This window comes from Chromohalobacter beijerinckii (assembly GCF_023061185.1).
Classification (GTDB): domain Bacteria; phylum Pseudomonadota; class Gammaproteobacteria; order Pseudomonadales; family Halomonadaceae; genus Chromohalobacter; species Chromohalobacter beijerinckii.
Genome location: NZ_JAKGAK010000002.1, coordinates 1 through 26,759 on the forward strand (window position 1 = coordinate 1; position 26,759 = coordinate 26,759).

General features: G+C 59.6%; 22 protein-coding genes, 3 pseudogenes and 1 riboswitch. Of the genes and pseudogenes, 14 read left to right on the top strand and 11 right to left on the bottom strand.

All coding sequences use genetic code 11. The annotated features are described in order from the left end of the window. Nucleotides 1–1,017, bottom strand: a 1,017-nt coding sequence (locus L1075_RS02065) for an IS1380 family transposase (protein WP_246939524.1), incomplete at its 3' end; no start/stop codon positions are given. A gap of 365 nt (nucleotides 1,018–1,382) precedes the next feature. Continuing rightward, a riboswitch (TPP riboswitch) is annotated at nucleotides 1,383–1,525 on the top strand. A 64-nt stretch (nucleotides 1,526–1,589) separates the two neighbouring features. On the opposite strand from L1075_RS02065, the gene tenA reads away from it, so the two are divergent. Further along, nucleotides 1,590–2,264, top strand: coding sequence for a thiaminase II (gene tenA, locus L1075_RS02070; RefSeq protein WP_246939526.1), 675 nt, complete (start codon nucleotides 1,590–1,592; stop codon nucleotides 2,262–2,264). A 15-nt stretch (nucleotides 2,265–2,279) separates the two neighbouring features. Here tenA and L1075_RS02075 read toward each other — a convergent pair whose 3' ends face one another. Then, nucleotides 2,280–3,536, bottom strand: coding sequence for an MFS transporter (locus tag L1075_RS02075; protein WP_246939528.1), 1,257 nt, complete (start codon nucleotides 3,534–3,536; stop codon nucleotides 2,280–2,282). 194 nt (nucleotides 3,537–3,730) lie between these two features. Between L1075_RS02075 and L1075_RS02080 the strand changes: the two genes are divergently transcribed. From L1075_RS02080 to yghU, 5 genes are all read left to right on the top strand, one after another. After that, on the top strand, nucleotides 3,731–4,027 hold the full coding sequence (locus L1075_RS02080; protein ID WP_040245025.1) for a YciI family protein: 297 nt from the start codon (nucleotides 3,731–3,733) through the stop codon (nucleotides 4,025–4,027). 8 nt (nucleotides 4,028–4,035) lie between these two features. Further along, complete coding sequence (locus L1075_RS02085) at nucleotides 4,036–4,383, top strand: hypothetical protein (protein WP_040245023.1); 348 nt, start codon at nucleotides 4,036–4,038, stop codon at nucleotides 4,381–4,383. A gap of 96 nt (nucleotides 4,384–4,479) precedes the next feature. Continuing rightward, nucleotides 4,480–5,343 (top strand): SDR family oxidoreductase, encoded by an 864-nt coding sequence (locus L1075_RS02090; RefSeq protein WP_040245094.1) that lies wholly within the window; start codon nucleotides 4,480–4,482, stop codon nucleotides 5,341–5,343. Nucleotides 5,344–5,381: 38 nt separating this feature from the next. Then, on the top strand, nucleotides 5,382–6,629 hold the full coding sequence (locus tag L1075_RS02095; protein ID WP_246939530.1) for an AGE family epimerase/isomerase: 1,248 nt from the start codon (nucleotides 5,382–5,384) through the stop codon (nucleotides 6,627–6,629). Between the two features lie 157 nt (nucleotides 6,630–6,786). After that, nucleotides 6,787–7,650, top strand: coding sequence for a glutathione-dependent disulfide-bond oxidoreductase (gene yghU, locus L1075_RS02100; RefSeq protein ID WP_246939532.1), 864 nt, complete (start codon nucleotides 6,787–6,789; stop codon nucleotides 7,648–7,650). A 169-nt stretch (nucleotides 7,651–7,819) separates the two neighbouring features. Here the strand turns inward: yghU and L1075_RS02105 are convergent, their stop codons facing one another. Further along, the gene (locus L1075_RS02105) at nucleotides 7,820–8,593 is read right to left on the bottom strand and encodes an HAD-IIA family hydrolase (protein ID WP_179000268.1); all 774 of its coding nucleotides are present in this window, start codon (nucleotides 8,591–8,593) and stop codon (nucleotides 7,820–7,822) included. Nucleotides 8,594–8,736: 143 nt separating this feature from the next. On the opposite strand from L1075_RS02105, the gene L1075_RS02110 reads away from it, so the two are divergent. Together L1075_RS02110 and hemG are read left to right on the top strand one after the other, a co-directional pair. Then, nucleotides 8,737–9,978, top strand: coding sequence for a dicarboxylate/amino acid:cation symporter (locus tag L1075_RS02110; protein ID WP_246939925.1), 1,242 nt, complete (start codon nucleotides 8,737–8,739; stop codon nucleotides 9,976–9,978). Between the two features lie 102 nt (nucleotides 9,979–10,080). Continuing rightward, entirely contained in the window at nucleotides 10,081–11,496 is a 1,416-nt protein-coding gene (gene hemG, locus L1075_RS02115) for a protoporphyrinogen oxidase (protein WP_246939534.1), read from the top strand. 11 nt (nucleotides 11,497–11,507) lie between these two features. Here hemG and L1075_RS02120 read toward each other — a convergent pair whose 3' ends face one another. Then, entirely contained in the window at nucleotides 11,508–12,512 is a 1,005-nt protein-coding gene (locus L1075_RS02120; protein ID WP_246939537.1) for an NADP-dependent oxidoreductase, read from the bottom strand. Nucleotides 12,513–12,670: 158 nt separating this feature from the next. On the opposite strand from L1075_RS02120, the gene L1075_RS02125 reads away from it, so the two are divergent. Beyond that, nucleotides 12,671–13,117: an META domain-containing protein gene (locus L1075_RS02125; protein ID WP_040245014.1), complete on the top strand. Its 447-nt coding sequence runs from the start codon at nucleotides 12,671–12,673 to the stop codon at nucleotides 13,115–13,117. Between the two features lie 308 nt (nucleotides 13,118–13,425). Further along, nucleotides 13,426–14,535, top strand: coding sequence for an aldose epimerase family protein (locus L1075_RS02130; RefSeq protein WP_246939540.1), 1,110 nt, complete (start codon nucleotides 13,426–13,428; stop codon nucleotides 14,533–14,535). Between the two features lie 6 nt (nucleotides 14,536–14,541). Here L1075_RS02130 and L1075_RS02135 read toward each other — a convergent pair whose 3' ends face one another. After that, nucleotides 14,542–16,887, bottom strand: coding sequence for a sensor domain-containing phosphodiesterase (locus L1075_RS02135; protein ID WP_246939542.1), 2,346 nt, complete (start codon nucleotides 16,885–16,887; stop codon nucleotides 14,542–14,544). 186 nt (nucleotides 16,888–17,073) lie between these two features. On the opposite strand from L1075_RS02135, the gene L1075_RS02140 reads away from it, so the two are divergent. Both L1075_RS02140 and L1075_RS02145 read left to right on the top strand, forming a co-directional pair. Further along, the gene (locus L1075_RS02140) at nucleotides 17,074–17,538 is read left to right on the top strand and encodes a transcriptional regulator (RefSeq protein WP_318278943.1); all 465 of its coding nucleotides are present in this window, start codon (nucleotides 17,074–17,076) and stop codon (nucleotides 17,536–17,538) included. 451 nt (nucleotides 17,539–17,989) lie between these two features. Further along, a pseudogene (locus L1075_RS02145) lies at nucleotides 17,990–18,352 on the top strand (catalase); the annotation flags it as partial. Nucleotides 18,353–18,384: 32 nt separating this feature from the next. Here the strand turns inward: L1075_RS02145 and L1075_RS02150 are convergent. Then, nucleotides 18,385–19,937, bottom strand: a pseudogene (locus L1075_RS02150) (IS3 family transposase). A 73-nt stretch (nucleotides 19,938–20,010) separates the two neighbouring features. On the opposite strand from L1075_RS02150, the pseudogene L1075_RS02155 reads away from it, so the two are divergent. Next, nucleotides 20,011–21,114: pseudogene (locus L1075_RS02155) on the top strand (catalase); the annotation flags it as partial. Nucleotides 21,115–21,239: 125 nt separating this feature from the next. On the opposite strand, the gene L1075_RS02160 reads toward L1075_RS02155, so the two are convergent. After that, nucleotides 21,240–22,283, bottom strand: a complete 1,044-nt coding sequence (locus L1075_RS02160; RefSeq protein WP_246939546.1) for an aldo/keto reductase — start codon at nucleotides 22,281–22,283, stop codon at nucleotides 21,240–21,242. A 280-nt stretch (nucleotides 22,284–22,563) separates the two neighbouring features. On the opposite strand from L1075_RS02160, the gene L1075_RS02165 reads away from it, so the two are divergent. Further along, entirely contained in the window at nucleotides 22,564–23,409 is an 846-nt protein-coding gene (locus tag L1075_RS02165) for a DUF3298 and DUF4163 domain-containing protein (RefSeq protein WP_246939549.1), read from the top strand. Between the two features lie 77 nt (nucleotides 23,410–23,486). Here the strand turns inward: L1075_RS02165 and L1075_RS02170 are convergent, their stop codons facing one another. From L1075_RS02170 to L1075_RS02185, 4 genes are all read right to left on the bottom strand, one after another. Then, nucleotides 23,487–23,675 (bottom strand): DUF3008 family protein, encoded by a 189-nt coding sequence (locus tag L1075_RS02170; protein WP_075370445.1) that lies wholly within the window; start codon nucleotides 23,673–23,675, stop codon nucleotides 23,487–23,489. 140 nt (nucleotides 23,676–23,815) lie between these two features. Beyond that, on the bottom strand, nucleotides 23,816–24,811 hold the full coding sequence (gene yejK / locus L1075_RS02175; protein WP_246939553.1) for a nucleoid-associated protein YejK: 996 nt from the start codon (nucleotides 24,809–24,811) through the stop codon (nucleotides 23,816–23,818). A gap of 68 nt (nucleotides 24,812–24,879) precedes the next feature. After that, entirely contained in the window at nucleotides 24,880–25,641 is a 762-nt protein-coding gene (locus tag L1075_RS02180; RefSeq protein ID WP_246939556.1) for an ABC transporter permease, read from the bottom strand. Further along, on the bottom strand, nucleotides 25,638–26,648 hold the full coding sequence (locus L1075_RS02185; RefSeq protein WP_246939558.1) for an ABC transporter ATP-binding protein: 1,011 nt from the start codon (nucleotides 26,646–26,648) through the stop codon (nucleotides 25,638–25,640). Before L1075_RS02185 ends, L1075_RS02180 begins: the two co-directional genes overlap by 4 nt. Nucleotides 26,649–26,759 lie beyond the last annotated feature (111 nt).

Sequence of the window (26,759 nt, forward strand, 5' to 3'; positions counted from 1 at the left end):
ATCCTTGATCCGGTTCTCCATGTCACCCCGGGCACAGTACTGCTCGTAGTAAAGCTTGAAGCCATCATCGTAACGGGAACTGATGATAAACCGGGGATTAGAGCCTAACTCGCCTTCTTCTAGGCGGGCCACCACCCAGCGTGAGTATTTCCAGGAGTGGGCTTGATACTGGAAGCGGAACGTCCCCGCTACTTTCCCTCCCACCTGCCATTGGGTCTTGCGCACCAGCATCATGGGGACGTCCACTTCCTTGAGCAGCCGGCTGTTCTTGGCGATTCCCACGATGTAGTCGACGTGATGCCGATCACACCAGTTCAGCATCCGGGGACGACAAAAGTGGCTATCACCTCGTAACACGATGCGCGTATCGGGCCAGTATTGACGGATAAAGCGTACCAGTAAGGCGAGGATCGCCCAGCTATGGCGGCTGTCGCTGCGGTCACTGGTGCGCAGATAGCTCACCAGTAAGTGGCGCCCACAGAAGACATACAGTGGGAAGTAGCAGTGGTGATCGTAATAACGGTTAAAGAACTTGCCGGGTTGCTCGCCATGCACGGGGATGTCGGTGCCATCAAAGTCCAGCACGATCTCCTTTGGTGGTTCGTCATGCTGTTCAATGAAGTGATGCCACAGCAACTCATGGGCCTTCACTATTGCTTGCCGATCGGCGTTCTGCTCCACCCGGCACAGCGTCGACTTGCCTGCCAGCGTATCCTCTTCACCGAGCGCTGTCTGAAGGGCCTGATCATAGCGCAGGGCCTCATGGTCGTTGAAATCTTCATAGCCAGCGGCGACACCGAACACCCGCTGACGAACCAAAGTGTCGAGCTTATGACGAACCTGTTCCGGTGCGCGGGGATCATGAAGCACGGCGGCCAAGCGGCGTGTCAGGCGATGCTGTTTATCGACTTCACGAAGCAGGAGTAATCCGGCGTCCGACGTAATGTGGCCCCCGGAGAAGTCGGCTTCAATTTGGCGGCGTGAGAGTGGCGAGAAGGTCAGCTTTTCAGGTACCATTTTGGAAGCGGCTGTTGGTGCTTGATGGATTGGTTAGGTTCTTGAAATCATAGCACTTTCAGCCGCTTTCTTTTATACCCTGTGAGAAATCCGGGCTAGCGTCAATGAACCAGTTTTCATGACAGAAGTTAAAGGTCTTGGCGTGCCCGCAATTGCTGCTCTACGATATCGACGAACGCACGTGTTCGTGTCGAAATGCTTTGCCTATTCGAATGGATCGCGACGATTTATAAACGGCTAGCTGTGGAAAGCGCGATGCGGGCCGAAGGTATAACTACAATTTAGTGATCGCTCAGTTTTGTACATAGCAAGCATTCGGCCGCATGTTTGTTGAAAAGCAAAACCTCAGTCGTTTAGTGTATCGATAATGCTTGACGGGGTGCCGGGCGACCGGCTGAGAGATGCAAGTCCGTGAGTCGGGCTAGCGCATTAACCCGTTGAACCTGATCCGGCGAATGCCTGCGCGTGCAGGCGGGTACTGGCGTAGGGAATCAAGCGGGCCTGTGGCAACACATCTGCCTGTCCCCTGTGGCCTGCCTCCGGATCCTACTTGCCAACGACCGGAGACGATCATGGCCTACAGTTTCGACGATCTAAAAAATACGTGTGCGGCCGATTGGCAGGCGTACATCCAGCACGAGTTCGTGCGCCGATTGGGCGCCGGTACGCTCGAGTCGGATGCTTTTCGCTATTATCTTCAGCAGGACTATCTGTTTATTCAGCATTTCGCGCGGGCGTATGCGCTGGCGATCTATAAAAGCCGCAACATGGCGGATCTGCGCCAAGCCTTTGATGGTCTCAAGGCCATCGTCGATACCGAGCTGACGCTGCATGTCGACTACTGCCGGCAATGGGGCATCAGTGACCATGACTTGGCTCGATTACCAGAAGACCGGGCCACCATGGCCTACACGCGCTATGTGCTCGATGCCGGCAATCGGGGCGATTTACTCGATATGCACGTGGCGCTTGCCCCGTGTCTGGTGGGCTACGGCGAAATCGCCAATATGCTAAACAGCGAGTCCACGACGGTACGCGCCGATAACCCCTACGATGCCTGGATCGCGATGTATGAAAGCGATGCATTCCAAAGCGCCATGCACAGTGAAATCGAATGGCTAGACGAACGACTGGCCGGTGTGACCGAGCAGCGCTTTGAAGAACTCGTGGGTATTTTTCGAGATGCAACCCGTCTTGAGATCGACTTCTGGCAAATGGGGCTCGATTGGCGATCTCGTAGTCACTAATTAGATCAACCCGTATTACGGCTCGTGTTGGCGATAGGTCTCTTGCGGTTGAAGATATAAGCGCTGTCGGCGCTGTTGGATCAGCATGATAGCCCCGATCAGGGCGGCGATGACGCCGGCACTGGCGCCGACGCTCATCGCCCAGCGTGGCCCAGCGTGGTCGGCGAGCCAGCCGACGATGGGGGCGCCAAGCGGCGTGCCACCCATGGTGATCGCCATGCGCAACGCCATTACTCGGCCACGCATCATCGGTTCCGTCGAGAGCTGAATCAGTGCGTTGGACGCGGTCATGAAGGTCAGCGCGGCCAAGCCCGTCAGCATCAGGGCGGAGGCGAAGAGGTATGCGTTGGGGGCAAGAGCTGCCAGGCCGCAGCAGACACCGAATCCCAGAGTAGAGAAGCACAGTAGCCGCATGTGTGGGCGCTCGCGCTTGGCTGCCAATAGCGCACCCGTGACCGAGCCGACGGCTAAGGATGAGGTTAGGAACCCGTACTGCCCCGCCTCGCCATGAAAGGCGCGTACCGACATGGTGGAAATATAGACCGCGAAGTTGAAGCCGAAGGTGCCGATCATGAAGAGCATCAGCAAAATGGCTTTCAACTCGGGGCGCTGCCAGACATAACGGAAACCTTCCGTCAGTCCGCCAGTGTTATGCCTTGGCCGGGCGACGGGGAGCAGTTCATCTAGCCGCAGTAAACATAGCGACCCGAGCACGGCGGCGAAAGACGCTGCGTTGATCATGAAGACCCAACCGCTGCCGAAGGCAGCGATCAACAACCCGGCAACGGCAGGGCCGATCATCCGTGCAGCGTTGAAGGAGGTCGAGTTGAGGGCCACTGCGTTGGAGAGATACTTTTCGCCGACCAGATCGTTGACGAAGGTCTGTCGTGCGGGGGCATCGAAGGCCGTGACGCAGCCGAGCCCCAAAGCGAAGAGGTAAACCTGCCAAAGTGTCACCACGCCGGTGAGGGTGACCAGTCCCAGCCCTACTGCCAATAGCCCCAGCAATGCCTGAGTGAGAAGGATTAGCCGGCGGCGGTCGAAATGGTCGGCGGCGTAGCCGGTCAGCGGAAGCAGCAGCAACTGTGGGCCGAACTGTAAGGCGATGGTAATGCCCACGGCGCTGGCATCGTGGTCGGTGAGCACGGTTAGTACCAACCAGTCCTGAGCGATGCGCTGCATCCAAGTGCCGATATTGGAGACCAGGGCGCCGATGGCCCATACGCGGTAATTGTAAAAACGTAGCGAGCGAAAAAGGCGGGTATCGCTCATGCCGTGCATAGCAGTTGACGGGAGAAGGAGGTCGTACGGTTTGAGTTGTTGTGCATAAGCGTTTTGGACTGGTTGAAGGATCGGAGTGACAGCGTTAATCCGCTAACGACCGTTGTACCACGGCCTGGCCTCGCGCATGATTCAGACCATGGTGGCAACGCCCCGATTCGATATTTCTGAGACGAGAGAACATCATGCCGCAATATGCCGTAGTGGCCTACGATTACACTGATGCCGAGGCGTTGGATCGCCGCCTGGCCAACCGCGAGGCGCATTTGGCGGGCGTGCGCGCGCTTGCCCAAGAGGGATGTTTCCTGAGTGGCGGGGCGATCCTGGATGACAACGGCAAGATGGTTGGCTCTAGCGCGCACTTCCAGTTCGCCGACCGCCAGGCGTTGGAAGCATGGCTTGAGATAGAACCCTACATGACCGGTCGCGTATGGGAGCGAGTCGATATTCGCGAAGTGAAACTGTTTGACCCGAGCACCTGAGCGAGACCATGTCCGATAGTCCGTTACCACTGGCAGCCACCGTGCGCGAAACGCTTGAAGCGGCGCCGCGAGAGAAGCTCCCCATGACCTACCAGGACGTCGCCGACGCGCTCGGCTTGCAGCCACCGCGTACCATCCAGCGTGTCGCCCAGGCGTTGGAGATTTTGATGCGTGAAGACGCCGCTCAAGGACGTTCCTTCATCGCCGCGCTGGTGGTTAGCCGCCGTGCGCCGCACATGCCGGCACGTGGCTTCTTCGAGTTAGCCGTCGAACTGGAGCGGTTTCCCGCCGATAGCTCCTTGCATGCTCAGGCATGGCGAGACGAGTACCAGCGAGCGATGACGCGGCGTGAATAAGTGCTTGCTTGTTCTGGCTTATACCAGGATCTACGTTTAGAGGGCTAAACACGTTTTGCCGTACAAGGACGTCTTACACACCACATGGAGGTGAGCATGGTTCGCAAGGTCGCGATTCACGCACAGTCCCAGACACTGCCGGGTAGCGAAGCCGAGATGGACCCGCCGGCCGAGATGATCCGTCCCGGCTACCGGGGGGCGTCGAAGCTGGAAGGCAAGATCGCCTTGATCACCGGCGGCGACAGCGGCATCGGTCGCTCGGTGGCGATCCACTTCGCGCGCGAGGGCGCCGATGTAGCGGTGGTCTACCTGAGCGAGCGCGAGGATGCCGCCGAGACGCAGCGCTTGGTGGAAGCCGAAGGGCGTCGCTGTCATCTGATCGAGGGCGACCTGGCGGAGGCCGAGTTCTGCCGTCGCTGCATCGACGAGACGGTGCAGGTCTACGGAGGGCTCAACATCTTGGTCAACAATGCCGGTACCCAGTGGGTGTGCCAGGACCTGACCGAGCTTTCCGACGAGCAATGGCGCTCGGTGTTCGAGACCAACATGCACAGTCAGTTCTATCTCGCCAAGGCAGCGCTGCCGCACCTGGGCGAGGACGATGCCATCATCAACAATGCCTCGGTCAATGCCTATATCGGGCCGGACTTCCTGGTCGACTACTCGGCCACCAAGGGGGCCATCGTCAGCTTCACGCGCAGCCTCTCGAACCAGGTGGTGGGGCGCGGCATTCGCGTCAACGCCGTGGCGCCCGGGCCGGTGTGGACGCCGTTGCAGCCGGCGACACTGGGCGCCCATGACCCGCAATGGCTGGAAGGCTTCGGTGAGGAAACCCCGATGGGGCGTGCCGGGCAACCCAGCGAACTCGGACCGGTATTCGTCTTCCTGGCGAGTCTCGATGCTTCCTTCATCAGCGGCCAGACGATTCATCCCAATGGTGGTACCGTCGTCAATGGCTAATGAAAGCCAACGTTTTCGTCACTCGAGGCGCGCAAGGCATGGCAGATAATACGCATTCACCGGCACGGCGCTGGCTGGACGCCGAAACGCATCACCACTGGCTGACCCGGGAAGGACTGAGACTGCTCGAGTTCCACCGTCAGGCACGGCTGCCGAGCGGTGGGTTCGCGCCGCTGGATGGCGATGGGCGAATTCCCGAGGGTGCGGGTGCGGACACCATGATCACCGGTCGCATGGCGCACAGTTACGGGTTGGCGGCGATGCAGGGTGTGCCCGGTGCAGCGTCGTTGGCCGAGCATGCCATACGCGCCTTGAGCGGTTTGCTGCGCGATGAAAAAGATGGCGGTTGGCTGGCGGGCGACCCCGCCATGACGGCGGACCGTACCAAGCAGTGTTACCTGCATCATTTCGTCGCCCTGGGCGCCGCCACGGCTCGTCAGTCGGGCATCCCCGGCTCAGCGGCGCTGCTCGACGAGGTGGTCGAGGTCATCGAGACGCGCTTCTGGTCGGAGGACGAGCAAGCCTTCGTCGAGAGTTATGCACAAGGCTGGCGCGAGTTGGCGGATTATCGTGGCGGCAACAGCAACATGCATGGCGTGGAGTTGTGCCTGGCATTGGCCGATGTACGCGATGAGCCACATTGGCTGGATCGGGCGTTGGCCATCGTCGAGCGGTTGATACATCGACACGCGGCGCCGCGCGACCATCGCATTCTCGAGCATTTTCACGGCGACTGGGCCGAGTGGCCGGACTACAACGTCGAGCAGCCGCATCACGACTTCTATCCGTATGGCGCCACGCCCGGACACGGTTTCGAATGGTCGCGCCTGATGTTGCATCTGGAGGCGGCGTTAGAGGCGCGTGGGCGTGATGCGCCCACCTGGCTGTTTGCGGATGCCGCTGCGCTGTTCGAGGCCAGCCTGCGTGACGGCTGGGCCAGTGACGGTGCGCCTGGGTTGGTATACACCGTGGATTGGCAGGGCCAGCCCAGCTCCAGGCGGCGCCGCCACTGGACGCATGCTGAAGCGTTGGCAGCGGCTGGGGCCTTCCTGCAGTGCACCGGCGAGGCGCACTACGAGCATTGGTATCGCCATGTGTGGGACTTCATCGACACCACCTTCATCGACCGGACGCGTGGCGGTTGGTATCAGGAACTGGATCATCGTCTCGCTACCGACCCGGCCGAAGGCGACGTCAAACCCGACCTTTATCACGCCTACCAAGCCACCTTGCTGCCGCGTCTACCGCTGGCGCCCGCGTTGGCCGTGGCGATCGAGCGCTTGTAAAAGCGTCTTGTTCTTTTGGCCGGCGGACACATGAGTTCGCCGGCCAGCTTGAACCACCCACCTCGCGTCCCAATGATTATCAGACTACCTTTTCAGGCGACTGGATACGTCCCGCCGCTTGGCGAGGCGTGATCCGACGCACAGACCAGGAGGCTTCATGAGCCAAGAGACCGAGTACACCCCACCCCGTGTTTGGATCTGGAAGAGTGAAAGCGGTGGCAAGTTCGCTAGCATCAACCGCCCGATTGCGGGGCCGACCCATGAGAAAGACCTGCCGGTGGGCGAGCATCCGTTCCAGCTTTATTCGCTGGCCACGCCCAATGGCGTCAAGGCAGGGATCATGTTCGAGGAGCTGCTGGCGCTGGGCCATCAGGGCGCCGAATACGATGCGTGGTTGATTAACATCGGAGAGGGCGATCAGTTCGGCAGTGGCTTCGTCGAGGCCAATCCCAATTCGAAGATACCGGCGCTGATGGACCACAGCACCGATACGCCGACGCGTGTCTTCGAATCGGGCTCGATTCTTCTGTATCTCGCCGAGAAGTTCGGGGAGTTCCTGCCCAAGGAGCATGTGGCGCGCACCGAGGCGCTCAACTGGCTGTTCTGGCAGATGGGCAGTGCGCCGTTCCTCGGCGGCGGTTTCGGGCATTTCTACAGCTATGCGCCGGTCAAGCTCGAGTACGCCATCGACCGCTATGCCATGGAGACCAAGCGTCAGCTCGATGTGTTGAACCGGCACCTGGCGGAGAACCGCTATCTGGCCGGCGACGCATACAGCATCGCCGATATCGCCACCTGGGCGTGGTACGGGCAGTTGGTGCTGGGGCGTCTCTACGATGCTGCCGAGTTCCTGCAAGTGCAGGAATACACCCATGTCGTGCGCTGGGCCGAGGAAATCGACGCACGCCCGGCGGTGCTGCGTGGGCGGATGGTCAATCGCACCTTCGGGGAGCCGGAACTCCAGCTCCACGAGCGCCACGATGCCAGTGATTTCGAGACTCGGACCGAGGACAAGCGTTAAGCTCTGCCTGACAAGTGTCTGCGCTCAGCCATACGGCGTTAAAAATTGGCTCAAAATACTCATTTACACCTCGTAAACTCCGTTTTTTCGCCAATTTTTGCCTTGTCTGGCTATCGCTCGCCGACTTTTCAGAAGAGCTTAGGCATAACGCTCGCGCCGTCAACGAGCGCTACTTCTCCAGCAGTTCCGCGACCGAGTTGAGCACTTCGCGGGGGCGGAAGGGGTAGCGCTCGATTTCCTCCCGCGTGGCGATGCCGGTCATTACCAGCACCGTGTGCAGACCGGCCTCGATGCCGGCGATGACGTCGGTATCCATTCGGTCGCCGATCATGCCGGTGCGCTCGGAATGCGTGCCGAGTTTGTTCATGGCCGAGCGAAACATCATCGGGTTGGGCTTGCCGACGTAATAAGGTTCGCGCTTGGTGGCGGCGGTGATCAAAGCCGCGACCGCGCCTGTAGCGGGCAACGGCCCTTCGGGACTGGGGCCGGTGACATCGGGGTTGGTGGCGATGAAACGTGCACCGCCGTTGATCAAACGAATCGCGCGGGTGATCGCTTCGAACGAATAGCTGCGGGTTTCACCGAGCACGACGAAGTCGGGCGCGATATCGGTCATCACGAACCCAGCTTCGTGAAGGGCGGTGGTCAGGCCGGCTTCGCCGATCACGAAGGCCGAACCGCCAGGGGCTTGGTCGCGCAAGAAAGCGGCAGTCGCCAGGGCGGATGTCCACAGCCGGTCTTCGGGGACATCGATGCCTAGGCGTGTCAGCCGGGCGCTGAGGTCGCGCGGCGTGTAGATGGAGTTATTGGTGAGTACAAGAAAGGGCGTGCCATTGGCGCGCCATTGGTCGATTAGCTCGACCGCGCCGGGTAGGGCCCGATCTTCGCCGATCAGTACGCCATCCATGTCCGTTAACCAGCAGTCGATCGCGCGTTCGCTCATCGCTTTGATGTCCTGTTGCTGAATCGATGCGACCAGCATAATGGTAATGTAGCGCCGCCGCAGCCTCCATGTCGGGTATTTTGCCTAACATGAGGCGAAACGCGGTGTCGGCCAAACAAGGAGGAGCGGGAGCGGTGAAAGCAATGTGGCAGGCCTATACGAAGAGCTCATTGATCCTGAGGGTCACGATTGCGCTGGTGCTTGGCGTCGCCGTGGGCCTAGTGGGTGGCCAGGATGTCGCGGATTGGCTGGCGCCATTCGGTGATTTGCTACTGAGGCTGTTGAGGTTTCTGATCGTGCCCATCGTGCTGTTCACGCTGATGGTGGGCATCAACCAAGCCAGCGCCGGCAGCATGGGGCGCGTCGGACGCAAAGTGTTCGTCTACTATATCGGCACCTCGGCGCTGGCGATCGCCGTGGGGTTGACGGTGGCTTCGCTGTTTTCCCCGGGTAGCGGGATGACGCTGGATAGCAGTGCCGAGGTGTCGGTGCCGGAGAACCCCGGTATTGCCCAGGTACTGCTTGGCGTGGTGCCGGATAACATCATTGGGGCGTTCGCCGAGTTGAACTTGCTGGGTATCATCTTTACCGCCATTGTCTTCGGCATCGCCCTGTTGAAGCTGCGGACGTCCGAATCGCATGGAGCGCTGGCCGAGCAACTGTACCGTATTATCGAGGCGCTCAACGAACTCACGCTCAAGGTGATGTCGGGCGTTTTGCATTACGTGCCGATCGGCGTGTTTGCCATCGTTGCCGGCACGGTGGCTGAGCAGGGGATGGAAACATTGCTGTCGCTGGGCGACATGGTGCTAGTGCTTTATATCGCACTTGGTGTGCATTTGCTGCTCTATTGCGCCTTGATGGGGGCCTTCGGAGTCAAACTGCGGCATTTTTTCCGCGAGGCCCGCACGCCGATGGCGACCGCCTTCGCCACCCAGAGTAGTTCCGGGACGTTGCCACTGACGTTGGATGCCGCGCGCCGCATGGGGCTGTCGCGGAGCACTTACGGCTTCAGTCTGCCGCTGGGGGCGACCATCAACATGGATGGTGCGGCGATTCGCATCGCGATTTCTGCGGTGTTCGCGGCCAATGTGATCGGCGCGCCGCTAGACTTCATCAGCATGCTGGAGATCGTGCTGATCGGCACGCTGGTGTCCATCGGCACGGCGGGCGTGCCGGGCGCCGGCATCATCATGATCGCCACGGTGTTCTCTCAGGTAGGATTGCCCATCGAGACGGTGGCGTTGCTGACCGCCATCGATGCCCTGGTGGGCATGGGCTGCACGGCGCTCAACGTCACCGGAGATATGGTCGGTGCTTCGATCATCTCCCGCAGCGAAGAAGACGAACAGCGCAGCACCTGCGTCGATGCGTCGCGCTCGTGAAAGCGCGCGGCGATGACATTGCCCGCTATGCTGGGCATCTGAATTCGTCCTGCGCGCCTGATCGAATGGCATGCGACGGTGTAATTTGTCACGGGAGATGTCATGCAGTGTGAAGCACAATCCGACGCTTCGGCTCTTGAGATGCGCGACGTGGTGGTCGTCGGCGGTGGCGCCAGCGGCTTGACGGCCGCACGCGCGGCGGCCAGGCGAGGGCTAAACGTCACCTTGCTTGAACGCACGCCACAGGTCGGCGGTAATCTGCGTACCCGCCGCGACGGCGACTGGCAGATCGAGCTCGGCCCCAACACCCTGATGATGAAACCGCCGCTGCATGCGTTGCTCGATGAGCTCGGCCTGCTCGACGAGGCGCAGCCTGCCAATCCGACTGCGCGGCGGCGTTACATTGCCTATCGAGGCGCACCGGTGGCGCTGCCGTCCCATTGGCTCAAGGCGCCGATCAATTCGCTGATCGGTCCGCGAGGCGTGGGCGCGTTGCTGCGCGAACCGTTTCAACGGCGTGCACCGCAGGCCGAGGAAAGTCTGGCCGATTTCGTCACGCGTCGCTTGGGGCGTCGCGCGCTCGATCATCTGGTCGATCCTTTCGTTTCCGGTGTTTACGCCGGTGATCCCGAGCGGCTCTCGGCGCAGGCGGCGATGCCCCGGCTGGTGGCGTTGGAGCGCGAGTATGGCTCACTGGTTCGCGGGGGGTTGGTGCGGCTGCGCCAAGCGCGCCGTGCGGCACCCGCCTTGCCGCGCGAGTGGCGTGGCCAGTTGGTGAGCTTTCCCTCTGGTCTGCAACGCCTCGCCGAGCGTTTGGCCGAGGACATCACCGCTCAGTCCAGCGCGGCGATCCACTGCGAGTGTGAGGTTAGTGCCGTGTATCGCGAGGGTGAATACTGGCGTGTGGAGACGGCCTCGGGGCAGGGTTTTCGTGCGCGAGAGCTGGTGCTGGCGGTCCCGGCGCCCACGGCCGCCGCGCTACTGGCACCGCTCGACCAGGACATGGCCGCGCCACTGGAGGCGATCGCCTATCCGCCGGTCAACGCCGTGTCAGTAGGGTTTCGTCGTGCCGATATCGCCCATCCGCTGGATGGTTTCGGCATGCTGATTCCCGGTGTCGAGCATCGCCAGACCCTGGGCGCGCTATTTTCTTCGACGCTATTTCCCGGGCGCGCGCCTTCCGAGCATGTATTGCTCACCGCGTTTCTCGGTGGCCGTCGCCAGCCTGAAGCTGCCGAAAGCGATGATGACGCTCAGGTGGCGCAGGTCGTCGCCGATCTTCGTGACCTACTGGGTATCAGCGGCGAGCCGGTGTGGCAGAGCGTAAGCCGCTGGCCACAGGCGATTCCTCAGTACGAGCTGGGGCATTTTGAGCGTATCGCCGCCCTCGAAACGGCACTCGAGCGTCATCCAGGCCTCTCGCTCATTGGCAACTGGCGCGATGGTATCGCGGTGGGAGATTGCTTGGAGAACGGGCGGCGTCTCGGCGAGCGGATCGCCGAGACGCTCGGCACCTAGCCGACGGCGTTTTACAGCCGGACCAGCATCTTGCCGGTGTTGCCGCCTTCGAAGAGCTTGAGGAACGCGTCGGGTGTGCGTTCGAGGCCTTCCTCGACGGTTTCCCGATAGTCGATCTCGCCACGCGCTACGAGCGGGCCGATCTCTTGCAGGAACTCGGGGTAGTGTTCCCAGTTTTCGGCGTCGAGGATGATGAAGCCTTCCATCCGTGCGCGACGGATCAGCAACCGGGACAGATTGCTGGGGCCGGGCGTGGGCGTTTCCGCGTTATAGCTGTCGATCAAGCCACATACCGCGATACGCGCTCCGACGCGAATGTTGTCTAGCGCGGCTTCGAGACAATCGCCGCCGACGTTTTCGTAGTAGACATCGAACCCATCGGGGCTGGCAGCCTTGAGGTCGGCGCTGAGCTGTTGCGCGTCTTTGCCGCGATAGGTGACCGCGCTCACGCCGAGCGATTCCAGCCATTCGAGTTTTTCTGGTGCGCCGGCGATACCCACGACATGACAGCCCTTGGCCTTGGCCAATTGCACGGCCAGGGAGCCGACGGCACCGCTCGCTGCGCTGACCAGCACGCGCTCGCCTTCCTTGAGCTGGGCAATGCGGTTGAGCCCCGTCCAGGCGGTCATGCCCGGCATGCCGAGCACGCCGAGAAAGGCTTGTGGTGGCACGTCGAGATCGGGCAATGCCTGCAAGCTATCGCCGGGGACCTGGGCGATATCGCGCCAGCCGCCCATGTGCACGACGCGGTCTCCGGGGGTGAAGCGTTCGTCGCGCGATTCGAGCACCTCGCCGATGGCGGCGCCTTCGAGCGGCTCGCCCAAGGTGAAAGGCGGTACGTAAGTCGTTACGCCGTCCATTCGCCCGCGCATGTAGGGATCGACCGACAACCAGAGGTTTCTCAAGCGAACCTCGCCTGCCGCAAGCTCGGGCAGTTCTTGGGATTCCAAAGTGAAAAAATCCCGAGACGGCAGGCCTTGCGGATGGGAATGAATGGTGAAGTAGCGTGATTCCATGATGTCTCCCGCTGTGATGACAGGCACGTTGGATGTTGCACACTCGGATGTGTGTGCACGTATTCATGAGATGGGCATGATGGTGGCCGTACGCAAGGGACGTTTCAGGGTGACAGTCTGATAGTCTGTCGATGATGCTCTTCATTTAAGGATATTGCATGAAACGAGTAGTTGCTGGCTTGAGTGTGTTGCTCGCCGTTATCGTCATTGCCGGTTGCGCCATGCAGAAAGAACCCGACTCCGCACGACCGGACGAGCCTCTGGTGAACACGTATTGGAAGCTGACGGAGCTGGAGGGCGCGCCGGTCGAGGTCGTTGCCAATCAGCGTGAGCCGCATTTCGTCTTGCATGCCGATCCGGCTCGCGTCATGGGATCGACGGGATGCAATCGCATGATGGGCAATTATCGTGTAGAGGAAGACAGGCTGTATTTTTCATCTCTGGCCACTACACGTATGGCATGTGAGCAGGGCGTCCACACCGAGCAGCGCTTTCTCGATGTGTTGAACGCTACCGACGAATGGCGCGTCACGGGCGAGCATTTGACACTGTTGGATGCGCAGCACGAGACGCTCGCGCGCTTCAAGGCAGTGCATTTGCAGTAGTGTGTCAACAGAGGAACAAACGATGAATCGACGTTGGTCTAGCATGGGGCGCCGCGGCCGGTAGCGAGAGCGCTGCCAATAGCGTGGCCTGCGTTGTGGCGATATCCATTAGGACATGAGGATGTCGTCACTCGGTTATTGGTGAGGGAGGATCGGCCCGGCTAGCGTGAAATGGTGAAGCGTCGCATTGGGTGGCGCTGAGATGCGTTATCGAGGGGCCGAGGATGACACGATTTCAGACGATTCCGCGATTGGCGTTGGGCATGGGAATGACATGCTTGGCATTAAGTGCGGCACAGGCAGACGAGATGACTACACAGACTCTTTCCGTCGAAAAACAGAGTTTCGGCCAACTTCCCGATGGCCGTGAGGTCGAGGCGTATCACCTAAGCAACGGCAATGGCATCGACATGCAGGTGATTACCTACGGCGGCATCATTACCTCTCTGAGCACCCCGGACGCGCAGGGCAATGTCGACGACATCGTGCTGGGGTTCGATTCCCTGGAAGATTATCGTTCCGAGGCATACCGTAAATCCAATCCCTACTTTGGCGCCCTGATCGGTCGTTACGGCAATCGTATTGCCGAGGGGCGCTTCACGCTCGATGGCACGACCTACGAGCTGGCAACCAACGATGGCCCCAATCATCTCCACGGGGGCGATAAAGGGTTCGATAAGCGACTTTGGCAGGCGCATTCCTTCGAGAACGACACTGGCGTCGGCGTCGAGTTGCGCTATACCAGCGAAGATGGCGAGGAAGGCTATCCCGGCACGTTGGAAACTCGCGTGCGGTATACGCTGACCCCTGACGACAAAATGATCATCGACTATCACGCCACCACCGACAAGGCGACGCCGGTCAATTTGACCCAGCACAGCTACTTCAATCTCGAGGGCGAAGGCAGCGGGCCGATCACCGACCATCGGTTGATGCTCAATGCCGATGCTTTTACCCCGATTGGGGACACGTTGATTCCGACGGGGGAGATTCGAGACGTGGCGGGTACGCCGTTCGATTTCCGCGAGGCCACGGCGATCGGGGCACGCTTAGGCGATGACAATACCCAGCTCGAATACGGCCAGGGCTACGATCACAATTTCGTTTTAGTGCGTGACGAAGCGGCTGCAGGAGAACTGGTAACGGCTGCCCGCGTCGTAGCGCCGGACAGTGGCCGCGTGCTGGAGATCGCCACTACCGAGCCAGGGATTCAATTCTATTCGGGGAATTTTCTCGATGGCACGCTGACCGGCAAGGGGGGCGAAGCCTACGAAAAGCGTGGCGGTTTCGCACTGGAAACTCAGCACTTTCCGGATTCTCCCAACCAGGCGGATTTTCCGTCGACGATCCTCAAGCCTGGCGATACGTATGAGTCGCGCACGGTATGGCGCTTTGCCACGCAGGGCGACGACAGCTGAACGAGGTCAGGGGTGCGCGTAGCACGCCGCCCAGTCCAAGGCTTCACCGAGGGGCAAGGCAGGGCTGTAAAGAAAGCCTTGCCCCATGTCGCAACCCATGGCGATGAGTTTTTCCTCGGTGGCGCGATGCTCGACGCCCTCGGCGATCACGCGGCGGTTGAAACTTCTGGAAAGCGCGATGATCGCCTCGACGATCATTTCATCCTCTGGGTCATCCAACATGCCGAGGATGAACGAGCGATCGATCTTGATCTCGTTGGTGGAGAATTTGCGCAGGTAACTCAATGAGGCGAAACCGGTGCCGAAGTCATCGAGAGAGAGCTGCACACCCAGTGCCTGACATGCCTTGATGTTCGATGCTGCAAGACCAGCGTCATCGAGTGCCGTGCTTTCGAGAATTTCGAGCGTCAGGCGTTTGCGAAACGCCATGTCATATCGGCTTAGTGTGTTGTTCAGATGGTCGAGAAACTCGTCGTTGAGAAAATGGGACGGGCTCAAGTTGATGCTGATGGTGTAAGGCAGGCCTTGTGCCTGGAACGTTTCGAGGGTCGATACTGCCTGGTTGATGACATGCTTGCCGAGTTCGATGTCAAGCTTAGTATGTTCGATATAGGGCAGGAAACGCCCCGGATATACGAGCTTGCCGGATGGATGATGCCAGCGTATCAAGCACTCGAACCCCGAGACGACCCCGGTCTTGTAATGTAACTTGGGTTGATAGAAAAGTTCGAGTTGATCGTTGTCCAGGGCATGCTGCACTTGCTCTCCGATGGCGAAGCGCTCTTGCTGGGAATGATGACTCTCAAGGTCGAAGAAGTGATAACGGTTCTTGCCCGTTTCCTTGGCGGTATACATGGCTTGGTCGGCATGACGTAGCAGTAAATCGCTATCCGAGTCATCGCTTGGAAAGCGTGTTATCCCCATGCTGGCGGACAACTCGATAACGTGCCCTTGAAGATGCATGGGGTGGCGCAGTTGATCGAGGATATGCCGGTAGGTTGTTGGGTGGTCTACATCACGGAGAATGATCACGAACTCGTCACCACTCAGTCGGGCGATGACATCGTGATGGCGTACGGCGCCGCGGAGTCGATCTGCAACGCATCTGAGCACCTCGTCGCCGACGGCGTGGCCTTGGCGGTCGTTGATCGCCTTGAAGTCATCCAGGTCGAGAAAACACACTGAAATCGAACCGCGCCGGTGTCTTGCAGCAGTGAGCTCATCCTGGAACAGTTCATTGAGAAGATAACGGTTGGGCAGGCCCGTGAGGCCATCGATATTGACGGCTTCATGCAACCATTGCTTTTTCTCCTGATTGATAGCGTTGAGACGCTCGCGCTCGAACAGGGTTTCCACGGTCTGTAAGAGCGGTGACAGCAAGGCAATCAATGACGGTGGATATCCCTCGCTGCGGTTGGCAATGCCGATCAGTCCTATCTGTTCGTTCCCGGTATGTAAGGGAATGCCCATGTAAGTGTGGATGTCGGGATAATGGCCTGGAAAAAGAAAGGGCAATTTTAGAGGCGACTCGAATGTCCGACTGACGGTATATCGAGTGCGGATGGGAAGGCCTAGAAGTTCATCGAGTCCGTCGATAGGTACGTACGTATCGGCGTCGATTCTCGCGCTGACGTTGGCCGATTGGCACCGTACAATACCGGATTGGGCCGTAATACGAAGATGAGATTTCTCATGCGCTTTATCGTCAATCTCCCCGACGAAGCCCACTTGACTACCCGTTAAATGCAATAACTCTGAGAGTAACGCTTCATGAGCCGTCGTTTTCTCTTCGCTGGATAAGAAAGCGTCTTGTACACGTTGAATGGCGTACGCCATTTTTTGTGTGTAAACGTCATAGTATGTGTCGGTATCAGTGCATACGCGCTCGATTTCCTCCTCCAATATCGCTGCCAGACTGCGCAGGATGCTGAAGTCCATGCGAGATGCATCACGTGGAGTAGAGTCAATAAGGCATAAGGTTCCGATCTTGAAGCCTGTGGGGTCGCGCACGGGTATGCCGGCATAGAATCGAATGAAGGGCGTGCCGGTAACGAGTGGGTTTTTACAGAAAAGAGGATCGTTGGCTGCATTTTCAACGACATAAATACTATTTTGTTGGATAGTATGATCGCAAAAGGCATGTCGTCGAGGGGTCGTTTCTATGCCAAGATTTTGCTTGGACTTGAACCATTGACGCTTGGCATCGACGAGCGTGAAGAGCGTGGTATTGACTTGATAGTGCTGCTTTGCAATACGCGTCAGACGGTCGAAGCGTTCCTCCGGGAGGGTGTCCAGAAGCCCGGTTTCATGCAGTGCATGAAGTCGACGTTGCTCATGTCGTTTTAGCGCCACAATGCCATCTCCCGATGTCTAGAATGCGCAACCGTTTGTTTGAATTCAGTGAGACGTCGTACGAGACGCTTAGCCGATCCACCTTCCCCCTGTATCATGGTTGGTCCACCCGGAAGCACCAGGGCATATAGGGGCTGAATCATGAACCGTCCAATCAGCGCACTGAATGGATAATTCAATATTAAAGTGAACAACGATTCAACGCGAATTGAATCATTGATTCAAATTCAGCGTATGAATGAAAAAACCATGTTCGCCGAACGCCTTCAAAAGGCCCTTGTTGCCGCAGGCTATGAGCCTCGCCCCTCGGTACTTGAACGCGAGTTCAATCTCCGCTACTGGGGAAAGCCGATTACATTCCAAGCGGTACGGCGTTGGCTTCGTGGTGACTCCATTCCTGCCCAGGATAAACTTCAGGTGCTTGCCGAGTGGCTGCGTATCGAACCGCATGTGTTGCGCTATGGAGATGAGAGTGAGCGAACGCTTTACGCTACGCCCAATGAATTGGATGTCGTGCCGGTCTGCGGAGACGAAGCTGAAGTGCTGAAAATTTATCGTAGCTTGCCTAGCGAGCAACGTAAGGTGCTTCGCCATGTCATCGCCACATTCGGTAAGGCGAATACGTCCAACGATAACGAGGAGACGTCGTGAGTGAAACCGTCAAGGTGTCTAGCCTCATTCTCCACGGTGGAGGCAGGGGCGCTTTGAGGGTGTCAGTGAAATCGCAAGTTTTGGACCGCGCCGTGTGTTAAGCGCTATGAAACTTCTTGATGACGAAGATACTTGCAGGCTATCGAGCGGGGCGGTGTGATTGAGTGTTGCCCATGGCGATCCCTTGCCATGCGGGGCTTGGCGGGCTTCTTTGCCACGTTCTAGATGGCTGAGAAGAGGCTGGCAATGGCCTTTCTAGCCGTCTGGGCAACTCGGTGTAGGTAGACAGTCACTGCGGTTATTTCCTATACATGAAGCGGGGGACGGGAGGTCCTCCAGCCAGATTGCACTATCGCGCCAGCGGTTCGATCCCAAGGCCAGCGGTTCGATTCCAGGGAAAGGGCGTAGCGGCATGCTGTGCCACATACGAAAATGATGGGGAGATATTATCGTGACGCAAGACAATCGCAAGCCGACGACGACAGATGCCGGAATTCCAGTGGCCAGTGATGAGCATTCGCTGTCCGTGGGGCCTGACGGTCCGCTCGTTCTGCACGATCACTATCTCATCGAGCAGATGGCGAACTTCAATCGCGAACGGATTCCCGAGCGCCAGCCGCACGCCAAGGGCAGTGGGGCATTCGGTCATTTCGAGGTGACCGACGATGTCAGCAAGTACACCAAGGCGGCCGTCTTCCAGCCTGGCACCAAGACCGACGTACTGATCCGTTTCTCCACGGTAGCCGGTGAGCGCGGGAGCCCCGATACGTGGCGCGATCCGCGCGGGTTCTCGATCAAGTTCTACACCAGTGAAGCGATGACTGTCAAGCTTGTTGGAACCTGGAATCAGGCGGCTTCTAATCGCTGATCCTGTTGAACCAGCGGGTCTTCCTGGTCGGGGTTCAGCCAGACTGTCCGGCGCGGTGTCCAGTTGCGGGTGGCACTGCTCCACCGCCCGGGATGTTGCCGTTTCGCCTCGGCATAGATGGCGCCTCGCCTTGCCAGCACCTCGTTATCCAGGCCGGCATGCCGCTCACCCGGGGTGACGAACCGTATGGCGCTGTGGCGGTGTTCGTGGTTGTACCAGTGCACGAAGCGCGTCACCCACTGCTGCGCCGCTAACAGGCTCTCGTAGCCGTCCATCGGGTAGTCGGGCCGGTACTTGCAGGTCCTGAACAGCGACTCCGAGAAGGCGTTGTCATTGGAGACCCGAGGGCGGCTGTACGATGGGGTGATGTTTAACCGCTGCAGCGTCGCCTGAAGCGTCGAGCCTTTCATGGCGGAGCCATTATCGGCGTGCAATACCAGTGGCTGGTTGATGCAGCCTTCCCGCAGTACGGCACGCTGGATTACCTCGCTGCTGTTGGCCATGGATTCCTGGTCGAAGACCTCGGCATCGACGATTTTGCGGCTGTAGATGTCGATGATCATGTACAGGTAGTAGAACTGCCCACGCACCTGGGTCGGTAAGTAGGTCACGTCCCAGCTCCAGCAAGCATTGGGGCGTGTCACCCGGTGTCGCTGTGGGTCGCCCTTGGGACGTGGAGCGCGAGCGCGGCCACGGTGGTGCTGCTCACCATGCTCCCGGAGGATGCGGTAGTAGCTGGACTCTGACGCCACGTAGCGGCCTTCTTCGTCCAGCAGCCGCGGCACGATCTGTCCGGGCGGCAGGCTGGCGAACTCAGGACGATGGCAAATCTCCAGCACCTGCTGACGTTCCTCCGGCGATAGGGCATGGCGCGGGACAGGCCTCACCGCTTTAGGCCGGCGATCCTGATCACCCCGCACCCAGCGGCGATACGTGTTGGTACCGATGCCGAGCTCTGCACACGCGGCTTGCAGGCGGGCTCCTTCGGCGAGGGCCTCATCGATCAGCTGTATGGCGTCCTGGCGATCTGAAGTGCTGATCATTCGTCCTCGTCCCCCCAGATCGCTCGTGCCTTTTTTCGCAATGTCAGTAGTGCAGCGGTTTCCGCCAGCGCGGCCTCCTTGCGGCGGAGCTCGCGCTTGAGTGCTTTGTTCTCCTGGCGCTCCGCCTTGCGTGCCTCACTCTGCTGCTTGGTGGCGGCATCGCTTCGGTCGTTAGCGCCTTCACAGCTCGCACGCCAGCGCTGGACCTGCTCGGGATAGAGGCCACGCTGCCGGCAGTATTCGGCACGCTCAGCCTCGCTGAGGGCCGCCGTCTCCAGAACGGCGTGGAACTTGTCCTGCGAGCTCCAGCCTTCGGGATCATCGCTCTGGTCAGGTAGCAAACGGCCTGCTTGTCGAGCCTTCTTGCGCCAGTTGTACAGTGTCGCAGCGGAGATGCCTTCTTCCTGGGCCACTTCTGCCACCGTGCGGTTGTGCGGTGGGAGCAGCTTCTTGAGGATGGCTTCCCGGCGCTCGTCGGAGTACTTCATCGGAACCTCATCACGCCCCATATGGTTCAGAGTCTAACAGCCGCTGAAACTCCAACTAGCGTGACAGTGGGGGGAAGGCAACTACGACATGGTGGGGAACAACACGCCGGTGTTCTTCATCCGTGACCCGATGAAGTTTCAGCACTTCATCCGCTCCCAGAAGCGTCGCGCCGACAACAATCTGCGCGACCACGACATGCAATGGGATTTCTGGACGCTGTCGCCGGAGTCCGCGCACCAGGTCACCTGGTTGATGGGTGATCGAGGCATTCCCAAGACATGGCGGCACATGAACGGCTATTCCAGCCACACTTACATGTGGGCCAATGCTCAGGGCGAGAAGTTCTGGGTCAAGTACCACTTCAAGACCGATCAGGGCATCGAGTGCCTGACCCAGGAAGAAGCCGATCGCCTGGCCGGTGAAGACGGTGACTATCACACCCGCGATCTGTACGACGCCATCGGGCGCGGCGATTACCCGAGCTGGACGCTCTACATGCAGATCATGCCGTTCGCGGATGCCGATACCTATCGCATCAATCCGTTCGACCTGACCAAGGTCTGGCCGCATGACGATTATCCGCTGATCAAGGTCGGCAAGCTTCAGCTGAATCGCAACCCGACCGACAACCATGCCGAAATCGAGCAGGCCGCCTTCGAGCCCAACAACCTCGTGCCCGGCATCGGCATCAGCCCGGACAAGATGCTCATCGGTCGCGTGTTCTCCTATGCCGATGCGCACCGCGCACGTCTCGGGGTCAACTACAAGCAGATCCCGGTCAACGCGCCCCAGGCGCCCGTGCATAGCTACAGCAAGGACGGGGCGATGCGCATCAACAAGGTATCCGATCCGGTGTATGCGCCCAACTCCAAGGGCGGTCCGGCGGCGGATGGCGAGCGTTATCCCACCGATTCCACCTGGGAAGCCAATGGGCAGATGGTGCGCGCACCCTATGCCTTGCGCAAGGATGACGATGACTACAGCCAGGCCAACGACCTGATCAACAAGGTCATGGACGATGCCGCTCGCGATCGTCTGGTCAACAACGTGGTCGGCCATGTCTCCGACGGCGTCGAGGAACCGGTGCTGTCGCGCGTGTTCGAGTACTGGAAGAACATCGATGCCGAGATCGGTCGCCGCATCGAAGCAGGGGTGAAAGCGAACAAGGCCGGATAACGACGTACCGCGCCTGATTCGTTGGATCGACCGCACGGCCCGCTTCTTTTCAGGGAAGCGGGCCGTGCTTTTGTTAAGCTCGTGGTTAGTGCCGGGATTGGCTCGTAATGGCGTGGGGTGTCGTGTCAGCGCTTGGCATCGGCCAGCTGTTGACGGCGATAGTCGCCCTGACGTTCGAACATCCAGCCTGGATACTCGGCGGGGAGCGCGCTGACGGCATCGAGCTCGGCGAGTTCCTCGGTGCTCAGTGTGACCTGTGTGGCGGCGATGTTGTCGTCGAGTTGGTCGACGCGCTTGGCGCCCACGATGACACTCGTCACCGCTGACTGATGCAGCAACCAGGCTAGCGCGACCTGGGCCACGGATACGCTGTGTACCTTGGCGATCTTGGCCATGACATCGATGCAGTCAAAGGCACGCTCTTTATCGACTGGGGGGAAGTCGAAGTTAAGGCGACGGCTGCCCGCTTCGCCCTGGCTGTCGCGCGTGTACTTGCCACTCAAGAAGCCACCCGCGAGTGGGCTCCAGACCATCAGCCCGAGGTTTTCGCTCTGCAGCATGGGGATCAGCTCACGCTCGAGATCACGCCCGGCAAGGGTGTAATACGCCTGCAGCGACTCGAAGCGAGCCAGGCCGTGACGTTCGGCGATGCCGAGTGCCTTCATGATCTGCCAGGCCGCCCAGTTGGAGACCCCGACGTAACGCACGTGACCGTGCTGCACGAGGGTATCGAGTGCGCGAACGGCTTCCTCGATGGGGGTGGCGGGATCGAAGCCGTGGATCTGATAAACGTCGAGGTGGTCGAGCTGCAGGCGTTTCAGGCTGGCTTTGATACCTTCCATGATGTGATAACGCGACATGCCACGTGCGTTGACGCCCTTGCCGGTTTCGCCGAACACCTTGGACGCGACGACGATCTCATCGCGCGGGACATCCAGATTCTTGAGCGCCTGGCCGATGATGATTTCAGACTGGCCCTGGGAATATACATCGGCGGTGTCGATGAAGTTGATGCCAGCATCCAGCGCGCGGCCGATCAAGCGCTCGGCATCGCTTTGCTGCAAGTCGCCGATCTGACTCCAGAGCTCACCCTGGCCACCGAAGGTCATGGTGCCGAGGCACAGTTCTGAGACGAACAAACCGGTATTGCCAAATGGTTGATAACGCATGAAAAACTCCTGACGGTGGTGAAATCGACCCTCGTAGGTAACCGCCGTTGTAGCCCGTGGCGCTGATAAGCGGCATGGGACAAGACGACTTCCCTCAGTATGGACGCTATGAAGACAGACAAAATGCGCGATTCTGTCGAGTTCATGCCCGATTCTGTAATCGGCTCATCGGCCCTTTCATCATGTTTTCCCGCCCGAGAGGGTAAGAGCGTCCAGCGCAGACCCACGCTTCCATTACTGGTTATCGTCTATAGTGGGTCATGCGCAACACGATGGAATCGTGTCAGGAAGGACAGCCGGGCTAACCTCGGCCTATCAGGGAGGAAGGATCTTGTTCTGTGAGGCGAATGTATCGATCGCACGCCGTCTGGCGGGCGGTGGCGTCATGTTGGGCGTTCTGGCGGTGCTTGGCGGTTGCCAAGCATGGTCGCCGGCGCCGGAAGGGCTGGATGTCGAGCGCGTGGAGAAAAGCTTCGTCGAGGGTGATTGCCCGGCAGGACGTTGTGCGACCATCGAGATCGAATCGCTGCGTTTACCCGGAGCACTGGGCCTGAGCGAGCGGCTGCGAGATGCGCTGCTGAGCATGGGCTCGGGTATCACTAATGGTGAAAGCGAAGTGGTGGCTGCGTCCTGGGAAGAGTATGCGCAGACGTTCTTCGACGAGGCCAAGGCGGCGCGGAAACGCGTGCCTGAATTGCCCGGCTACCAGGCGGTCTTCAAGGCGGAGGTCTATGACCGGCATGCCGATCTGACTACCATCAAGCTCGATAGCTACGTGTTCACCGGCGGGGCGCACGGTATGCCGCTGACGCAGTTCATGGTCATCGACGAACGCGAGCGACGCGTGGTGACACTCGATGACATGCTGCGCGAGGGCCAGACGTCCGCGTATCGCAAGGCACTGTCGCGCGCGCATCTACGTTGGCTGGAAGAACAACAGGCGGGTGCCGACTTTGTCGAATCCTGGCCGCTGAGCATGAACCGCAACGTGGCACCGTTTGCCGATGAATGGCGGGTGCGTTACAACGCCTATGACATCGCGCCTTATTCTTATGGGCAGCCGGAGCTACGCATTCCTGCCCAGGCGCTCGAAGGAATCGTCAAGCCGCGCTATCTGGAGCGCTGACGGCATGCGTTAACCGGGAGGGTGTCGCTGACGGTCGTGTCTCGTGAGGGCGATCGTCGCAGGCGGTGATCGTACGATCAGGCGTTCGAGTCGTGCTCGGGCTTGCCTTTTTGCTGGGCCGAGGCCATGGCTTCCAGCTCCTCTTCGCTCATCGAGTCGTACATCGACTTCGCGGCTCCCTCTAGCTCACTGGCCTTTTTCTCGCCGCGTTTGGCGGCGAGCGCGGCACCGGCAGCCATTTGTTGGGCCTGAGACTTGGCGGGCATATCGTCACCTCTTCCGTGATGGCGCTTCAATAAGCGTGGCTATCTTAAGCCAAGATAGACGCTGCCACGGGCATCGCAATATCACGATGGTGACCGTATGTGTCCCGACCGACACGAGCCAGGCATCTAGTGCTCTTTTATTATTCCTTGCGCTGCTTGAGCTGTTCCTTCAGGGGGCCAGGCACCTTCTTGATGATCAAGCGATCATGCTCGGCGTCGAATTCGATACTGTTGCCGAGCAAGTGAGAGTCGAAGCTGATCGAGACACCGCTGGCGCGCCCTGTGAAGCGCCGGAATTGATTGAGCGCACGCTTGTCTGGCGGGATCTCTTCGGAGAGCCCGTAATCCTGATGGCGAATGTAGTCATAAAACGCCTTGGGATGTTGCTCGTCGATGAGTTCGGACAGCTCGTCGAGGGTTACCTTTTCGCCGTGCTTGGCCTGGGTGCTGGCGTAGTCGATCACGGCATCGGTCTTCTCGCGGCTGGCGTCGTCGGGCAAGTCCTCGCGCTCGACATAGTCACTGAAGGCCTTGAGCAGGGTCCGGGTTTCACCGCTGGCATCCACGCCTTCCTCGACGCCGAGTAGTTCGCGGAAGCCTTCGGCGAACTTCTTGCCGCCACGATCCTTGATGAAAGATACATACTGCTGTGAATGGCCGCCTTGCCATTGGGCGAGGTCGATGCGCACGGCGAGCATCAATTGGCCAAGATTGAGCTGAGGCGTTTCGGTCACTTCGAGGGCATTGTCGATGGCAAAGCCCTGGCGATGATGGAGAAGCGCTACGCTGACGTACTGCGTTTCGCCGTGCTGATAATGCACGAATAGCAGATGGCCACCCACCGAGAGGTGGGCGTCGATCAAGGCATTGATGCGCTCCGCCATCCGCGCGCTCCAGGTGACGAAATCGATCGATCCGGCTAGATACTCCGAGAGTCCCGCGGCGAAGGCGCTGCTGCCGGTCTCGCCGAAGTGACCCCACGCCTTGGGCTTGGCATGAAAGCTGTCATTGACACTCGTCAGCAGTGCCTCGAGAGATGCCGTCGATGACGGTGCGTGCTCGGCGCAGGTCAGCATGGCGGGCGTCTCGGTATCGGGCTTGTCGATGCGATGGATGGTGCTGGTCAGAATCGGCATGGTGGCATCTTGGTGAAAACGAAAACGGGCATGATAACGCGCAGCACGGGCCAGCTTCTAAGGCCTGTCTAGGGCTTGATGTTGTAACCGGTCTTGAAGATCCAGCCGACCAGCGCCAGGCACAGGCCCAGAAACACCAGGATCATGAGCAGGCTGGCGCCGACACTCACATCACTGATGCCATAGAAGCTCCAGCGAAAGCCACTGACCAAATAAACGACTGGGTTGAACAGCGTCACCGTCTGCCACACAGGGGGCAGCATGTCGATGGAGTAGAAGCTTCCTCCCAAGAAGGTCAGCGGCGTAATGATCAACAACGGCACCAGTTGTAGTTTCTCGAAGCCCTCCGCCCAGATACCGATGATAAAGCCCAGCAGGCTGAAGGTAAGGGCGGTGAGCGCCAGGAACAGCAACATCCAGAATGGGTGGTCGATACGCAAGGGCACGAAGAAGCTGGCGGTGACGAGAATGATCAAGCCCAGAATGAGCGACTTGGTGGCCGCCGCGCCCACGTACCCGAGAACGATTTCGAGATAAGAGACCGGCGCCGAGAGTACCTCGTAGATGGTGCCGGTGAACTTGGGAAAGAAGATCCCGAACGAGGCGTTGGAGACGCTCTGCGTGAGAAGCATCAACATGATCAGCCCGGGCACGATGAAGGCGCCGTAGCTGACGCCTTCGACTTCCTGAATGCGCGAGCCGATGGCGGCGCCGAAGACCACGAAATAAAGCGATGTGGAGATCACTGGCGAGACCAGGCTTTGCAGCAACGTGCGCCACGCGCGTGCCAATTCGAAATGGTAAATGGTGCCGACCGCGCGGAAATTCATGCGTCCTTCCTCACCAGATTGACGAAAATTTCCTCCAGCGAACTTTGCTCGGTGTGGAGGTCCTTGAATCGAACGCCCGCCGCTTCGATATCGTTGAGCAGGGCGCTGATGCTTGCTGGCGTCGAGTGTTCGTCAGGTGACGCGGCGTAGGTATAGACCAGTACGTGGCCGTCGTCGGCGAGGCTCAGAGGATAGTGCGCCAGCGTCTCGGGAATGGACGCCAGTGGCGTCTGCAGATCGAGCCGCAGCTGCTTGCGGCCCAACTGGCGCATCAGGGCGGCTTTCTCTTCGACGAGCACGATCTCCCCATCGTTGATCACGCCGATGCGGTCGGCCATCTCCTCGGCCTCTTCGATGTAGTGCGTAGTCAGGATGACGGTGACGCCTTGGTCGCGTAGCGACCGCACCACGTCCCACATGTCGCGACGCAGCTCGACATCGACCCCGGCGGTAGGCTCGTCGAGAAACAGGATCTGCGGCTCGTGCGCCAGCGCCTTGGCGATCAGTACCCGGCGTTTCATGCCGCCCGAGAGCGTGATCATCTTGTTGCGACGCTTGTCCCACAACGACAACGACCTGAGCACACGCTCGATGTGCGCAGAGTCGGCGCGCTTGCCGAACAGGCCACGGCTGAAGCTGACCGTGTTCCAGACCGTGGCAAAGGCGTCGCTGGTCAATTCCTGCGGGACTAAGCCGATCTGCGCGCGCGCGGCACGGTAGTCGGTGACGATGTCGTGGCCGTTGACACGGACCTGACCGTCGCTGGCATTGACCAGCCCGCAGATGATGCTGATCAGGGTGGTCTTGCCGGCACCATTGGGCCCCAGCAGAGCGAAGATTTCGCCATGCTGGATATCCAGGTCGATGCGTTTGAGCGCCTCGAAGCCCGAGGCGTAACGCTTGGTCAGCCCCTGAACGGCGATCACCGAGGGCGTGGCTTGCAGGGTGTGGGCGCGTTCGGCGGGGCGAGTTTCGGTGGCAGTGGCGTCTGCGATGTCATGACTCATGCGATACCGGGCTCCCGTGGAGAATGGGACGATCAGTATAGGCGTGCGCCGGCATGCCGTGGCCGGCGCTCACCTGATCGGTAAGTACGTCGTCGGCGAGTGCATCGTCGA

Coding starts and splice junctions, on each gene's coding strand:
- L1075_RS02075 (WP_246939528.1), bottom strand. CDS start 3,536: ATGAGCGATACCCGCCTTTTTCGCTCGCTACGTTTTTACAATTACCGC.
- L1075_RS02085 (WP_040245023.1), top strand. CDS start 4,036: ATGTCCGATAGTCCGTTACCACTGGCAGCCACCGTGCGCGAAACGCTT.
- L1075_RS02125 (WP_040245014.1), top strand. CDS start 12,671: ATGAAACGAGTAGTTGCTGGCTTGAGTGTGTTGCTCGCCGTTATCGTC.
- L1075_RS02110 (WP_246939925.1), top strand. CDS start 8,737: ATGTGGCAGGCCTATACGAAGAGCTCATTGATCCTGAGGGTCACGATT.
- L1075_RS02160 (WP_246939546.1), bottom strand. CDS start 22,283: ATGCGTTATCAACCATTTGGCAATACCGGTTTGTTCGTCTCAGAACTG.
- tenA (WP_246939526.1), top strand. CDS start 1,590: ATGGCCTACAGTTTCGACGATCTAAAAAATACGTGTGCGGCCGATTGG.
- L1075_RS02095 (WP_246939530.1), top strand. CDS start 5,382: ATGGCAGATAATACGCATTCACCGGCACGGCGCTGGCTGGACGCCGAA.
- L1075_RS02080 (WP_040245025.1), top strand. CDS start 3,731: ATGCCGCAATATGCCGTAGTGGCCTACGATTACACTGATGCCGAGGCG.
- L1075_RS02170 (WP_075370445.1), bottom strand. CDS start 23,675: ATGCCCGCCAAGTCTCAGGCCCAACAAATGGCTGCCGGTGCCGCGCTC.
- yejK (WP_246939553.1), bottom strand. CDS start 24,811: ATGCCGATTCTGACCAGCACCATCCATCGCATCGACAAGCCCGATACC.
- L1075_RS02090 (WP_040245094.1), top strand. CDS start 4,480: ATGGTTCGCAAGGTCGCGATTCACGCACAGTCCCAGACACTGCCGGGT.
- hemG (WP_246939534.1), top strand. CDS start 10,081: ATGCAGTGTGAAGCACAATCCGACGCTTCGGCTCTTGAGATGCGCGAC.
- L1075_RS02120 (WP_246939537.1), bottom strand. CDS start 12,512: ATGGAATCACGCTACTTCACCATTCATTCCCATCCGCAAGGCCTGCCG.
- L1075_RS02105 (WP_179000268.1), bottom strand. CDS start 8,593: ATGAGCGAACGCGCGATCGACTGCTGGTTAACGGACATGGATGGCGTA.
- yghU (WP_246939532.1), top strand. CDS start 6,787: ATGAGCCAAGAGACCGAGTACACCCCACCCCGTGTTTGGATCTGGAAG.
- L1075_RS02180 (WP_246939556.1), bottom strand. CDS start 25,641: ATGAATTTCCGCGCGGTCGGCACCATTTACCATTTCGAATTGGCACGC.
- L1075_RS02185 (WP_246939558.1), bottom strand. CDS start 26,648: ATGAGTCATGACATCGCAGACGCCACTGCCACCGAAACTCGCCCCGCC.
- L1075_RS02130 (WP_246939540.1), top strand. CDS start 13,426: ATGACTACACAGACTCTTTCCGTCGAAAAACAGAGTTTCGGCCAACTT.